Raw genomic sequence first — 14,993 nt, forward strand, 5'->3', positions numbered from 1 at the left:
GTGAGCGGCGCCGCAATTTATTGTTAGTGAACACTCGTAATGTATTCTTCAAGGTGCTTAAGCAGCCTATATGCCTAAGCCATATGATGAATGGCATACCACAATTGACCTAAAGCAATCCCGCCGTCATTAATAGGTATATGACCACTGGGTAAAAATTGCCGTTCACCGCGTCGACAATCATCAATGCACTGGGAGAGTAATGTTTTGTTTTGAAATACACCGCCACAAAACACCTGCGGTAACTGCGGATATTGTTGACCGATGTGATCAAGTTGCTGGCTGATAGCATCAATAAAATGCCAGCATACTTGCTGTTTAATGTAGGGTGTCTGTGAGTGGTTTATCACCAGGTTCACCAATTGAGTAATAAAGTCACTGCTGTGCCATTGAATGGGCTCAGGCTCATTGTGGCTGACGGTGTTGAGCCTTATTGATAAGGGCTGCCGTTTTGGATGATTACTATAGTCATTGGCTGCCGTTTCAATCATCATGCCTGCTTGGCCTTCATACTGTGAACTGCCAATAAAGTCTAACGCGACAGCAAGGGCATCAAATAAGCGCCCAACTGAGCGGCATTCAATGCAATGGCTGTTGTTATGCCATAACTGGTATAAATTAGTGACGGTTTTCTTGCCCAAATTTTGTATTGCGGCAATGGGAAGCGCCAGTACCTGTTGCAGTGTCATCTGTTCAAATAATAATGCCAGCAGGATCCTAACAGGGTGTTTAATGGCTTGTTCACCGCCAATGAGCTTAAATGAACTAAAGTGCGCCACCGTGGTAAAACCGTTAACATCAGCCAGCATCACTTCGCTGCCCCATAAAACGCCGTCATCTCCCAAGCCTGTGCCATCAAAACTGAATCCTAATACTTGATCCGTACGCTGGTGCATTGCCATAACCGACAACACGTGGGCGAAATGATGTTGTATGCCAATACAGTGCGATTGCGGCAAATTATGCTCAGATTGGTAGTTTATAGCCCATTGGGTTGGCGAATATTGAGGATGATTATCATGCACAATATGGCTAGGGTTGAAGTCATACAAACGCTTAAAAGTGGCTAAGCTTTGAGTGAAATAGTGCTGAGCTTCAAGACTGAATAAATCACCAATGTGTGGCGACACAATCAAATTATCGGCAAAGCCAAAGGCAACGGTGTTTTTTTGTTGTGCACCGACTGCCAATACACTGTTTTGACTGTCTGATAGCATGGGTGAGTGAAGATTAATGGTTAGCGGCGCATAGCCGCGGGCCAATCGAATAACTTGAACTTGCTCGTCAATCACTTGCACCACGCTGTCATCACAGGCATTAATAATGGGTCGGTTATGGTCGAGGATCCCATTGACCACATGGCCTAAATGCTGCTCTATCTCAGCGATATTTCCGATAATGGGTTCACCACTGCGATTGGCACTGGTTGCCACAATGGGTTTGTTCAAGCGTTGCATTAATAAATGGTGTAACGGTGTGTAGGGCAAAAACACCCCAAGTCGATCAATACCAGGCGCTAGTAATGGACTCAATTCGATATCACTATGCTGACGTTTTTGCATCAAGGTAATCGGTTTCTCTGGGCTGGTTAATACCAACCATTCTGCTTCAGTGCCACTGACACATAATTGTGCTTGGGCTAAGTTTCTCACCATAATGGCCAATGGTTTGGCCGGACGTTGCTTACGTTGGCGTAGCGCCATAACGGCATTATTATTCGTGGCATCGCACACCAAATGGAAGCCACCTAAGCCTTTAATGGCCACAATTCCGCCACGGTTTATCATCTCAACAGCCTGTTCTAAAGGCATTAACATAGATGAATCATAAAGAAATTCGTCGCTAGCATTGATGGCGCTAAATGATAATTGTGGGCCACAATGTGGACAACTAACCGGTTGGGCATGATAGCGTCGATTGAGCGGGTCGGTATAAGCATCGCGGCAATTATCGCACATGACAAAGTCAGCCATGGCGGTGTTGCATCTGTCATAAGGCAGGGCATTGATAATAGTATAGCGCGGACCGCAATTGGTACAATTAGTAAACGGGTATTGATAGTGGCGATTATGAGGGTCGTTAATGTCATCGAGACAATCTTGGCAAATACTCTTGTCTGCCGAGATGGCCACTTTTGCATGCTCGCCTGCAGAAATATGACTATCGATAATACTAAAACGGTGAAATATGCTTAATTGAGGTTGATGAGTCAGTTCAATAGCATCAATCCGCGCTAATGGCGGTGGCGAATGAGTTAAGGTTTCAATAAACTGCTCAATGATCTCACTGCGTCCCTGCAGCAAAATCGTCACCCCAAGATGATTATTCAGTACGCTACCGACTAAATTTAATTGGTGTGCGAGACGGAACACAAAGGGCCTGAATCCGACCCCTTGTACAATACCTTTAACAATAATGGTAACTTGTTGTGCTGGTTTCATAACAACCCTATCTCATACAAGGATAAGCAACAGCTGATATACTTAAGATAGCTCTTATCCACGACGTTGTTTGAGATATAACCCACCTATTGCGATATTGACACCATCAAAATCCAATAATGGATTGACCACCAGCGGAAAGTTTTTACCAATCCGTAATTGCACTCGATCAGTTAACACTGGGTTGGCAAATTCACTGCCTGCAATAATCAACTGTTTTATGCCAATATTTTGATCTAAATGTTCTATCCAATGGCTTAAGTAGTCAGCGAACGAGTCATGAAATGCAAAGGCTAACTTGGCTAAGTTAGTTTCCCCAGCTAACTTGAAGCTCATTAATGTGCCAAGGGTTTTACACCAATTAAGGCTGCGATGTGCAGCACCTTTGGTGAGTGGGAAATCAATTCGTGGTGCATTGTTGCCATGATGCGACATCGCCAACGCGATAAATTTATCTGCAAGTTCTGTTACCGTGACTCGCTGAGCTGTTTCTACCGGATAGGCGCCAATGATTAGGGTGGCGACCGCCATTAATTGTGACAGTGCCCCATCGTCTGCCTGAATGTGCAGATCCAATAATTGGTTATACTCGGCTGGAAATAACTGTTTAAATTTATCCAACAGACTTTTTTGCGGTGACTCAGACAAAGACTGACAGATCTCATAGCCCGATAACGGTAGCTCAGGCATTTCAAAAAATAAATCGGCCTCACTTTGGCTGTCTAGAGTGACAATTTGGCAAGCGTTTCGTTGGCTGAAATACAATACCGCAGCATGTTTTACAAATTGTGGTTTATTATTTTTTTTAGTGGAATGACATCGTAATAGCGCCGCATTTAACGCACACAAGCTAGTGGATATAGGTGCACTCTCCTCACTTGAATTCTTTGCAGTTGCACTGACTAACCTTGATGATGCCGGCTCGATGGGACTAACTTGCCATGCTATTGATGTTTTGGTGGTGTTAGCCGTAAACGTATGTTGGTCATCTTGGTAATGATTTTTATCGTGTAAGCAGGTCACGTTAGTGGGTAAAGGTATCGCGCCATTGCCTAGGGTGGTAATGGGTAACCAATGTTGATTAATACTCGCCAAACGCAATGGTTTATCGACAAGGGCATCTCGGCTGGTATGTGGATCAATATCGGTAGTGACATGCACCCAATTGATGCCTTTTTGGCGTAACACTTCCGTTAATATCACTAACAAACGATTTTCGGCAAATTGAATTTCATACAGCGGCGCCAATAAACTGGGATGATCGCTACTTGGTCGTACTCTAAGTAATGGTTTTTCGATACTAGATAAGGCCAATACTTGGCTGTCATTAACGATAAAATGGCTATTGAGCGAATTAGGATTACAGATCAATATTCGTGGCCGTTGGTATTGAGCCGCTTGGTTTGCTGGCAATACAGCCTGTGATGATGCTGTGCCTTGAACGTCTGCATTTGGTTGAATTGCAGGCGTTAATATTTTTGCTGGTGGCGTTAACCACAAGGTTAGCCCAAGAATAGGCAAGGGCAGAGATTTATCCGCGAGTAAGCGGTTTGTCATTGTGGTAATGTCAGTCTGAGTTAATGATTTTTCATCACGGCTCAGCTTTTCATGACCCATACAGTGAGAACACTGCAGATTAATATCACCAAAAGAAGACTGTTGATTATCGCCAAATTTAGGTTGGCAATGCTGGCAAAAATACAGCGGCAACCCTGAATAGTTCGATTTAATATCAAACGGCTTATGCAGCCCACTGTGCTGTTCAATGCGTTGAATATGGGTGTCGAGTAGCCAAACGGATAATAAAAAATCATTGGCGATATCATCGGCAAACGCTTCTAATTCGGCTTGTGTGGCAAAGGCTTCAATAAAGTAACGTATATGATCCGTTTTAGGATCGAATACTTTACCAATGCTTATATTAAGCTCACTGCGATCGAGATATTGATTACACAAGTGCTCATACAAGGGCACAGGGCGTTGACATACAAAATCAAATCGAATGTTATGCATCGACATAGCAACCTCGCTTATAGGCATCAGGAATAACTTGATCAATGGTAATATCATTCACAATCTGCAGGCTAAACCCTAAGCTGGTCAAATGAGCTAACAGAGCGCGTTCCATCACCGGAATGGCGGCATGTAAATCTGGAGTGAGTCCCAAAATCATTGGTTCTATGACGGTTGGGGTCACGCCTAATACAAACGTTTGCGGCCTATCACCGACAATGTCCATCATGTTGAGTGTTTGCAGCATTTCCACTTCATGAGCACTACCTTGCCAATCGATTTCTGCAGGGGCGTGATCAAAATCGAAAAAGTACACTTCACCCGGGGCAACACCGACACTATTGACCGTATCGACCACAATTAACTGGTCGTAATGGCTTATCATCGGAATAAGGCCTTGGGCTAAGGTGCCACCATCAACAATATCAACATTGTCTGTTGGGTGGCTTAATTGGTATTTATCTTTGATATAATTGACAAAATGTACGCCGACTCCTTCATCGGCGTACAATACATTGCCTATACCTAACAGCAATATTTTTTTCACAATGATTAACTCACCTTATTTATGATCTTTGTGATAATCATAGCCAGAAACAATTGAATCGACTGAATTATGTTTAAAGCGAATACCTGCCCACACCGCCATATACACATGGATCACCACAAAAATAATGAAGGCCCATGTTAAATAATGATGATAAATCCGCAGTGGCGCTAAACCACCACAAAGAGCCGTTATCCATGCCGATACATCGCCAAGCATTCCGCCTACACCTAAGTGGTACACATTGGCGTAAAGCACTAAGCCTGTGATGCAAATAATCAACGCAACAAACGAAATGGCTACATAGGTCATAAACTGTAATGGCCCGTAAACCCCAGCTTTGTCTAATTTACCCATCCAAAGATAAGATTTTAATTGCGCAATCCAGCTTTTTATACTCAACACATCTTTAAACGAACGTCTTTCGATGTTATTTCGACTAAAGAAAAACAAGTAAAAACGCACAAAGGTAATGCTGGTCAGCAAAAATCCGAAAATGATATGAGCAAACCGGATCCAACCTTGCACCAATACATCTGAGCTAGCAGGCGCCACTAAAAATGGCCACGAGATATAAAACCCAGTGATCACTAATACCAAAATCGACAGCGCACGCAGCCAGTGAAATATTCGAATCGCTGGAGTAAATATCAACTGCCTATTATGGGTTGCAATATGTTCCATACTTTTATCCCTCCTACTCTATTACCTCTGATTAAAACCCATTTGGATCAATTTTAAATTGACCTAAAGTGTGTTTCTTGTAATCCATCACGTGTACTGAACACGCCATACAAGGATCAAAGGAATGAATAATGCGAATGACTTCTAATGGCTTGGTTGGATCTTCAAGTTTCAAACCAATCAACGAGGCTTCATAGGGACCCATTTTACCGTTAGCATCCACAGGGCCTGCATTCCAGGTAGTGGGAACCACAGCTTGGTAGTTTTCAACTTTGCCATCTTTAATGCGGATCCAATGACTTAACGTACCGCGAGGTGCTTCAATCATCGAATAACCTTCATAAACGCGATCTGAATCAATCTCAGGTTTAACGTAAGTTGATTCATCCGACTGCATATTAATCAGTAAGGCATCAAAGGTTTGTAAACTGGCTTGACCGACTAACACGGTTTGTAACATGCGTGCAGCAGTACGACCTAAGGTGGTAAATAGCGCTTCAAGCGGCAAACCAGTGCGAGCTAATAAACCATCTACCGCATTGACCACAGGTTGATTACCGCGCGCATAGTTAACTAATAAGCACGCTAATGGACCCACTTCAATCGGTTCGTCTTGATAACGCGGTGATTTAACCCAGGTGTATTTACCATCACCATCAATAGTCGGCAACTTGCCATACACAGTGTCGCGTTCAATAAAGCCAGTGTAATCAGGAATGGTGGTTCCTTCATACGGATGTTGAGGGCCATCAGCTTTATACCAAGCGTGGGTAACATCTTCTTTAATTAAGCTTGGGTCAATGTCCAATACATTGGCTAAATCGCCGTTTAAAATGACGCCCTGGTTAAATAAATATTCACCATCGGAGGTAATAAAATCTTCACCACTCATGAAGCTGTTAACATTCACGCCACCAAGCACGCTCGGTTCAGTGCCAAACGCTTCGGCCGCCATCACAATATCAGCTTGATAAGCTCGCTCAATAAAGTCTTGAACGATAGCGTGTTTTTGTTTCCACTCTTGTAAACGCGCTGGGCTTAACATGTCACGTACTGAGGTCACGCCGCCCACAACAATAGACTGTGGATGTGGTGATTTACCGCCAAAAATAGCCAACATTTCAGCAGCCACACGTTGTACTTCAAGTGCTTTTAAGTAATGGGATAGTGCAATCAAGTTTTGTTCAGGGCTAAAACGATAAGTACCATTGCCCCAATACGCATTGGCAAAGGGACCCAGTTTTCCGGTTTCAACTAAGCCTTTAACCCGTGCTTGTACGGCTTTAAGTTCACCTTCACCGGCAGCAATCGGCGCATCAGAATATTTCATCGCCACTTGAGCGGCTAGTGCTGGGTCAGCACTCAATGCCGATACCACATCCACCCAATCCAAGCCGTGTAAATGGTAAAAATGCACGATATGGTCATGCATGTATAGCGATGACTGCATAATGCTGCGCAGGTATTTAGCATTAAGAGGGATCTTAACTCCGAGGGCATTTTCTACCGCTTCAGTACCGCAACGATAGTGCGAATAGGTACATACGCCACAAATACGCTGCACAATTAAGCCCACATCCATTGGAGTACGGCCTTTTAAAATAACCTCAATACCGCGCCATAAGGTCGACGAAGACCAAGCTTTAGTAATGACATTATTATCATCAACTTCAACTTCGACACGTAAATGGCCTTCGATGCGGGTGATAGGGTCAATAACGACACGTTTACTCATGATTACTCCTCCAAAGGCTTAACAAAGACGCTAGCAACTGCATGAGCGCCAATACCGACAACGGTCGCGCCTAAAATGACCGCACCAATGGTGTCAGCTGTGGCATCAACGCCATGTAAAAGTTGGCGTCCGAGTGGTTTTTCAAAATCAGCCATATCATCCCAGAAATTCGGTTCAGAACACCCCATACAGCCATGACCAGCTAACACAGGCCAACTCGTGTGATGGTTAAATCGTTCAGTAGGGCAGTTGTTATAGGTATAAGGGCCTTTACAGCCTACTTTGTATAAACAGTAGCCGTCTTTTGCGCCTTGGTCGCCAAATTCTTCCACAAACTCGCCCGCATCAAAGCGGCCACGACGTTCACAGTTATCATGTACACGAGCGCCATAAGCCCATTTAGGACGATTAAACATGTCCAGAGCCGGTAACTTACCGAACATAATGTAATACATTAATGTACCGACAATGTTCTTTTCACTCGGAGGACAACCGCCTAAGTTAATCACCGGCTTATCGACGACTTCGTAAACACCTTTTGCACCAGTGGGATTAGGCGCAGCGGCTTGTATACCACCAAAGGCTGCGCATGTACCTACTGAGATAATGGCCGCGGCGTTTTCAGCCGCTTCTTTAACAATGTGCAAGCCAGTGTGGCCTTTACAACCTACGGTTAAAAAAGTGCCGTTATTGGCAGTGGGGACTGCACCTTCAACCGCCAGTAAATAGCGACCTTTGTAGGTTTCCAGTGCGTGTTCTAAGTTTTCTTCTGCTTGCCAACCGGCGGCTGCCATCAGAGTTTCGTGATATTCGAGCGAGATATGATCGAAAATCAAGGTGTCTAGGTTGGGCGAGTCGCTACGAATTAACGACTCGGAGCAGCCTGTACATTCTGCCAAATGTAACCAAATTAGCGGCACTCTGTCGGCTAATTCAGCTGCTTCGGCAACCAAGTTACTAAAGGGTAGGGGCAAGGCAAACATTGCGGTGACCGAGGCGGTCCATTTAATGAAGTCTCGACGAGTTATCCCGCTATTGGTCATTTTTTGTTCTAATGACACGGGCTGACGTTGGGCAAATTGGCGCAAATAATCAAGGCGTTCTTGGCCTTGCTTATAAAGGGCTGCATGTGTGTCCATGTTGATACCTTATGCTTAAGTTAGCTCAATAGCTAAAAAATAGTTGCAATCTATCGGCATCAATATTAAAACGCGGTTAAAAAACGGCTTTGATGTAAATCAACTTGGGGATATTTACTCACTATAAGTAGGGTCTTAAAGTCAGATTTTTGATGTTGATCATGTTATTTAAGAGAATTCGTGACAAATAGTCTCGGATTTTCATTATATAGAGCCTGTCATCGGGTACTTCTGCGGGTGATAGTGTCGAAATATGATTGTTTCGAGACCATCAAGGTTGGCCAAAAGACGATCTTGCTGCTATGGGGAAACACAACAAATGCGGGGAACACAACAAGCGGGGGAAATTAGAAACAATGAGAGTAAAGATAGAGAGTGCAAATAGACATTCAACGACTCAGACATCACTTAAGCATTTATCCAAAGGAGGCATTTGGATGAACAGGCTAAGGATGAGTTAACGGCTAAGTCTCTGTAATAGAGGTGTTAATTGTGAGGGTGCTAACTTTTAGAATATTTGATGTAAATAAACAGTGACAACAGAATAACCCCGCCACCAATGAGCTTTTGCATTTCAACTACCTCATCAAGAAAGCTGATAGACAGTATTAATGTCCAAATGGGCTCTAAAATCATGATCAGCGAAGCGGTTTCAATTTTAACGCTAAACTGGCCGACAGTTTGGAGCAAATAACGCACACTGGTTGCGATAACCGTTGATACCGCAAACCAAAATAGTACATGACCATTAATCTCAAAACGTTCAGGTGAAACCGCAGCCATAAACACACTGCCTACAATGCCAACCATGAATAATTGTACGCAGATGGATGTTAACGGTTTTATATTGGTCAAGACCCGCTTATTCAACACAAAATGCAATGACAGCAGTGCCGATGATAATAAGAAAAACCACTGGCTATTATCAACTTGCCAGCCAGTTGTGATGGTCAATAACATAATGCCTATACAAGTAATAGGCAGCGATATCCAAAACATGCGGTTAGGTTTTACTCTGAATAATAGCCAAGAAATAAACGGGGCAATAATCATCGCCAAGCTCATGATAAAAGCACCTTCAGACAAAGTACTAGAGATGGTAATTGCGTGAACCCATACTTCAATCGAAGCAGCTAATGCCATGCCAACGCCACCAAGCGCGGCAATTTGCTTAGGCCTGAGTGCAAAAATCTGCTGATAACAAAATGGCAATAAAATGAGACTCGCCATTAAGAAGCGAGCAGCAATAAACACCTCTCCAGGCATCTCTAAAATAACAAGTTTGGAGGATATCCATCCCACAGCAGCAAGCATAGTGGCCAGTAATAAGGATAGTTTGCCGCGCAATGCTTCTGTTTTCATTAAACGGTTAGTTCCAGCTGAGGGATGGGAAAAGGGTCAAGGCTCTTGGTCAGTCGCAATGATACGAGAAAACCAAAAGAGATGTCGTGAGTGATAGACTGCAAATAGGCATGAAGCGATACCAACCTAAGGTTAGAATCGCTCACCGGTTAACCTTAACTTGAGCTGAGGTTATATTAGCTTGGGCTGTATTCGGGGTAATCAGTATACCCGCGTTCACCACCACCAAATAATGTCTCTGGGTTGTGAGACGCTAATGGATAGTTATGCTTAATACGGTTTACCAGATCTGGATTGGAGACAAATGGTCGGCCAAAACCAATCATATCTGCTACACCAGCATCAATGGCCTGAGATCCATTTTCGCCGTTGTAACGTCCCGCATAAATAAGCACACCTTTATAAACGTCGCGAATCGTATCTTTAAATACTGTTGGCGTCTCTGGGGCATCATCCCAATCTACTTCAGCCACATGGATATAGACCACATTAAGGCTATTAAGTAATACAGCCGCGGCAATGTAGGTGTCTATCGGTGTTGCATCAACAGTACCATTTAGCGATGTGAATGGCGCAAGACGAACGCCAACACGATCAGCGCCAATGGCCTGCGTCATTGCGGCAACCACTTCGCCAAGAAAACGCAAACGGTTTTCAATACTGCCGCCATATTCATCGGTACGATTATTCGCTTCAGAATCGATAAACTGGTTAATCAAGTAACCGTTAGCGGCGTGCAGTTCTATGCCATCAAAACCGGCTTCAATCGCATTTAACGCTGCTTGACGATACTCGCCAATCACATGCTCAATGTCAGCTTTGCTCATTTCTCGTGGTATGACAACATCAACAAAACCGGGTTCGTTACCGTTATCAACAAACACTTTTACATTTTCTGCCTTTAGTGCGGAAGACGAAATAGGTTGTTGACCACCGATATTATCAGGGTGAGACACTCGACCAACATGCCAAAGCTGGGCGAAGATAGTGCCATTTTGTGCATGAACCGCTTTAGTGACCTTCTGCCATCCAGCAATTTGTTCTGCAGAATAAATACCTGGCGTCCATGCGTAGCCTTGGCCCATTACTGATATTTGGGTGCCTTCTGTAACAATAAGACCTGCTGATGCTCGTTGAGCATAATATTCAGCCATCATCTCATTGGGGACATTACCCGGTTGGGTTGAGCGCGAGCGCGTCATTGGCGGCATAACAATACGATTGTTTAAAGAGAGTTTACCGAGCTGTATTGGTTGAAATAGTGCATTGTTCATTCTGTATTCCTCTTTACTTGCTAATTTGGATAAGTTCAATTTGGTATCCATCAGGATCGACGATAAAGGCGATGTGGGTTGAGCCACCTTTTACCGGTCCTGGTTCACGGGTTACTTTGCCACCGCGTGCTTTAATGTCATTACAGGCACTATAAATATCCTCTACACCCAGCGCAATATGACCAAAAGCATTACCATGGTCATACTCATTGGTATCCCAGTTATAGGTTAATTCAATTGTGGTGCTGTCTGCTTGAGTGCCATAACCCACAAAAACTAAGGTGTAGCGGTAGTCTTTGTTTTCGGTTCTTTCTAGCACTTTCATACCCAGCACATTGATATAAAACTCAATTGATTTTTCTAGGTCAATGACCCTTAACATAGTGTGTAAAAATTTCATAAATCTCTCTTTAGACCGTCTATTTTGACCGTCACGTTAAAACGCATCACTGATCTCGAAAGGAACAGTATACGTTGTGCGTATTGATGATGAGTTATTGCCGATGGGAACAATATACGCTAAAACAATGAGAACATTAAATTATGATAGTTTATCATTTTAATAATATTTTGTTATTAATTGGCTTCGAACAATGAAATATCAAATGCTTTGCTACAAAAATTTCAAAAATAGTTTTGCCTCAAAAATGATATAAAAACAGAAAACCAACAATGTGATCACCCTCATAGTACAAGTGCAAACTGCCTTTAACATCACTAATAACCTCGAAAAAAACGCTCATTTTTGCGCATTTCCCCACGATAATACACAGTCCCATTAATTAGTTTTTATTAATTAAAACAGGATAGTAGCTTGTTTTTTATTTCTGCAAAAGAGTATTGCGCCAGTTGCGTTGAAGCATCAATGAAGCCGTGATGAAATATTTTGGTCAAATAAACATTGGGAAGCATTATGAAAACCAGATTAACCATTGCTGCGATATTACTTGCAGCTATTTCGATGCCCGTCTTATCGGAGACGGTAAAACAAGAAGTACCGCAAGCCATTCTACCTATGCACGAAACATCCAAGCCGATTACGTTTGATCACTTGCGTCACGCACAAGTGGAATGTACTCAATGCCATCACCAAAACGAACAACGCGCAATGAGCTTTACCTCCTACAAATGTGCAAGCTGTCACTCTACCGCGAAGAAAGACAAGTCTGAAGATAACGCTTACTTCAACATCATTCATGGTCGTAAAGCACTGCCAGGTGATCTTGGAACTCGCTGTATGTCTTGTCATATCAAAGAGCAAAAGACCAGAAGTAAAGACAAGCCTAGCTTAACTGGATGCACAAATTCCGGCTGCCATAAATAATAATTTGAATTGAGGTAATTATGAGTATCGACCGTCGTACATTAATAAAATTTATGGGCATTGCTGCTGCAAGCGCATCAACCACAGTCGCATTTGGTAGTAATGCAAGCAGTGCAGCTCCCGTGTCTACACGCAAACTATTTGAAGAAGTTAAACTAGGCACATTAACCCTAAAAAACAGACTTATCCGTTCTGCTACGTCTCAGTATCGCGCCACTGTCGATGGTGATCCTACTGAAGATTTGATGCGCGTCCATCGCGAACTCGCTCAAGGTGGAGTCAGTCTTATCATCACCGGTCTGACTTACATAATGAAGGACGATCAATATGGCCAAGCGGGTACGGGCTTATATGATGACTCTCAGATCGATTTATATCAAAAAGTGGTCAAAAATGCCCACGATCATGGCGCTAAAATAGCCGTACAGTTAGCAATGGTTGGCCCACAGAGTGACTATCGTATTGACCACCGCGTAGTCTATGGCGCATCTAAAGTGCCACACCCTATTTATGGCACAGTGCCAAATAAAGTCATGACTAAAGATGACATTAAATTTGCCATTCAATCATTTATCGATGCCGCTCTCAGAGCTAAAAAAGCGGGTTTCGATGCCATTGAATTGCACTTTGCTCACAATTATTTGGTTAGCCAATTCCTCTTCCCTTATTACAACGATCGAACCGATGAATACGGTGGCCCAATAGAAAATCGTGCTCGGTTTGCGTTTGAAATTTTAGAAGCCGTTCGTGGCGCTGTCGGTGCTGACTACCCAATTATTGCCAAGGTTCATGGCCGTGATTACTTGGGCAGTCAAGCGGGTGGTAATACTCAAGATGAAAACCTATTTGTCATTAAAGGCTTAGTTAAGCGTGGTATTACGGCATTGGATATCAGTGGCGGTAATAAAGTGCGCGGAATGGGGGAGTTTCATCCTGAGCTTCAGGACGAGAAAGACCAATCCTATTTTGCCGATGATGCTAAATATATCAGCGAACATGTTGATGTTCCAATGATGGTGACTGGGGGCAATCGCTCACCACATCTAATGGAAAAAATTCTCGCAGAAGTTAGCAATATTGAAGCATTTGGTTTTGGTCGAACCATGTTATCTGAGCCTAATCTAGCCAACAACTGGAAACAAGATCCAAACCACAAGCCACGCTGTTTGTCGTGTAACTGGTGTATCGCCAACTATGGCACTCAAAAATCGCAATGTGTTCTCAATGTATCGCGCGCCTATATCCCTGCCGGGCATTAACTATTTAACCAATTTATTGAGTTGGTTTACCTAATTGACCGCATAAAAACTAATAACTCAGTGCGGTCATCAACATTATTGATGGAAATATTAACGATGAACAAAACAAAAATATTTATCCTACTTGCTACCGCAACAATGTTAAGCAGCCCGGCTATCGCTGAAGATAATTATGATATTGGCGGCATGGTGCGCGCAAATTACGTCTATGTGGACTATGACGATGCATCTCAAGATAAACTCGGTGATATGAAATTTGAGGTTGCTGCAATTTCGTTTAACGGCGAAAAAGACGATTTTGGTGTCTCTATGGAATATCGCTTGAGAGCTGATTTTGATGCGATTAAACATGGTTTTGCTTACTACAGCCCTAATGAAAGCACCACGATTAGAGCGGGTATCGCCAAGGTTCCATTTGGTAATATAGGATATATTTCTAATAGTTATTGGCTAAGTTTACAGTATTACGTAGGCTTTGAGGATGACTACGACGCAGGTTTTTCTGTTCAGTACGATGGCGATGGTTACCGCACCGATATGGCTTTCTTCAAAGGAGCTGAAAACTCTGCATCATTAACCAATCGGTTTGCAGCCGATCTTTACACTGGTAATATTAATGGTACCGAGTACACCGCAGAGGAGTCAAATCAAGTTAACTTGCGTCAATCCTTCTTTGTTGACACTTTTGGTATAAAATCTACTATTGGTGCATCGGTTGAGTATGGTCAAATGTACGACAATGCTACCGGTAATAATGACAATCGTTATGCATATGCCGTTCATTATGACGGTACAATGGATGCGTGGAATGTGCAGGCTCAGTACCTGAAATACCAATTTGATACCGCCACATCGGATCAAAATGCCGTGGCAATGAGCGTATGCGGTGGTGCTTATGAGATTGCATCAGAAGCCTCTGCAGTCACCGTCAATGTATCCAGAAAGCTTACCTCTGCTTGGGGTGATTTAAAAATCTACAACGACTTTAACGTATTGATGCCTGAGCAAGACGACTTCGATAATAGCTATCAGAACGTTACCGGTATCAGTGTTGCAAACGGGCCACTCTTTGCCTGGTTCGATTTTATTGTGGGCAAGAACATGCTTTGGTCTTCACGTAGTAATCATGTTGGCTTGCAAGATGCCTTTGGCGATTGGGACAAAAAAGTAAACATCAATCTTGGCTACTACTTCTAAGATAACAGACATAGGCCA

12 protein-coding genes are annotated in these 14,993 nt (G+C 43.2%); 3 read left to right on the top strand and 9 right to left on the bottom strand.

The annotated features are described in order from the left end of the window. Positions 1 to 74: 74 nt before the first annotated feature. The 9 genes from hypF to gloA all read right to left on the bottom strand — a co-directional run bounded on the left by hypF (position 75) and on the right by gloA (position 11,595). Complete coding sequence (hypF, locus tag CXF80_RS03430; protein WP_101031250.1) at positions 75 to 2,441, bottom strand: carbamoyltransferase HypF; 2,367 nt, start codon at positions 2,439 to 2,441, stop codon at positions 75 to 77. Between the two features lie 54 nt (positions 2,442 to 2,495). Then, on the bottom strand, positions 2,496 to 4,460 hold the full coding sequence (locus tag CXF80_RS03435; RefSeq protein ID WP_157822171.1) for a NiFe hydrogenase: 1,965 nt from the start codon (positions 4,458 to 4,460) through the stop codon (positions 2,496 to 2,498). Beyond that, complete coding sequence (locus tag CXF80_RS03440; protein WP_101031254.1) at positions 4,447 to 5,001, bottom strand: HyaD/HybD family hydrogenase maturation endopeptidase; 555 nt, start codon at positions 4,999 to 5,001, stop codon at positions 4,447 to 4,449. Before CXF80_RS03440 ends, CXF80_RS03435 begins: the two co-directional genes overlap by 14 nt. A gap of 15 nt (positions 5,002 to 5,016) precedes the next feature. Further along, positions 5,017 to 5,685, bottom strand: coding sequence for a Ni/Fe-hydrogenase, b-type cytochrome subunit (cybH, locus tag CXF80_RS03445; protein WP_101031256.1), 669 nt, complete (start codon positions 5,683 to 5,685; stop codon positions 5,017 to 5,019). A gap of 31 nt (positions 5,686 to 5,716) precedes the next feature. Next, positions 5,717 to 7,420: a nickel-dependent hydrogenase large subunit gene (gene hyaB / locus CXF80_RS03450; protein WP_101031258.1), complete on the bottom strand. Its 1,704-nt coding sequence runs from the start codon at positions 7,418 to 7,420 to the stop codon at positions 5,717 to 5,719. A gap of 2 nt (positions 7,421 to 7,422) precedes the next feature. Beyond that, positions 7,423 to 8,559: a nickel-dependent hydrogenase small subunit gene (hyaA, locus tag CXF80_RS03455; RefSeq protein WP_101031259.1), complete on the bottom strand. Its 1,137-nt coding sequence runs from the start codon at positions 8,557 to 8,559 to the stop codon at positions 7,423 to 7,425. 501 nt (positions 8,560 to 9,060) lie between these two features. Beyond that, a complete protein-coding gene (locus CXF80_RS03460) occupies positions 9,061 to 9,921 on the bottom strand; it encodes a DMT family transporter (protein ID WP_101031261.1) in 861 nt (286 codons plus the stop codon). Positions 9,922 to 10,097: 176 nt separating this feature from the next. Then, on the bottom strand, positions 10,098 to 11,195 hold the full coding sequence (locus tag CXF80_RS03465) for an alkene reductase (RefSeq protein WP_101031263.1): 1,098 nt from the start codon (positions 11,193 to 11,195) through the stop codon (positions 10,098 to 10,100). 13 nt (positions 11,196 to 11,208) lie between these two features. Further along, the gene (gloA, locus tag CXF80_RS03470) at positions 11,209 to 11,595 is read right to left on the bottom strand and encodes a lactoylglutathione lyase (RefSeq protein ID WP_101031265.1); all 387 of its coding nucleotides are present in this window, start codon (positions 11,593 to 11,595) and stop codon (positions 11,209 to 11,211) included. Between the two features lie 513 nt (positions 11,596 to 12,108). Between gloA and CXF80_RS03475 the strand changes: the two genes are divergently transcribed. The 3 genes from CXF80_RS03475 (at position 12,109) to CXF80_RS03485 (ending at position 14,975) form a co-directional block, all read left to right on the top strand. Next, the gene (locus tag CXF80_RS03475; protein WP_101031267.1) at positions 12,109 to 12,519 is read left to right on the top strand and encodes a cytochrome c3 family protein; all 411 of its coding nucleotides are present in this window, start codon (positions 12,109 to 12,111) and stop codon (positions 12,517 to 12,519) included. Between the two features lie 20 nt (positions 12,520 to 12,539). Next, positions 12,540 to 13,778 (top strand): NADH:flavin oxidoreductase, encoded by a 1,239-nt coding sequence (locus CXF80_RS03480; RefSeq protein WP_101031269.1) that lies wholly within the window; start codon positions 12,540 to 12,542, stop codon positions 13,776 to 13,778. Positions 13,779 to 13,874: 96 nt separating this feature from the next. Continuing rightward, entirely contained in the window at positions 13,875 to 14,975 is a 1,101-nt protein-coding gene (locus tag CXF80_RS03485; RefSeq protein WP_101031271.1) for a hypothetical protein, read from the top strand. Positions 14,976 to 14,993: the final 18 nt, after the last annotated feature.

The sequence above is a fragment of the Shewanella sp. Actino-trap-3 genome, from assembly GCF_002836275.1.
Classification (GTDB): domain Bacteria; phylum Pseudomonadota; class Gammaproteobacteria; order Enterobacterales; family Shewanellaceae; genus Shewanella; species Shewanella psychromarinicola.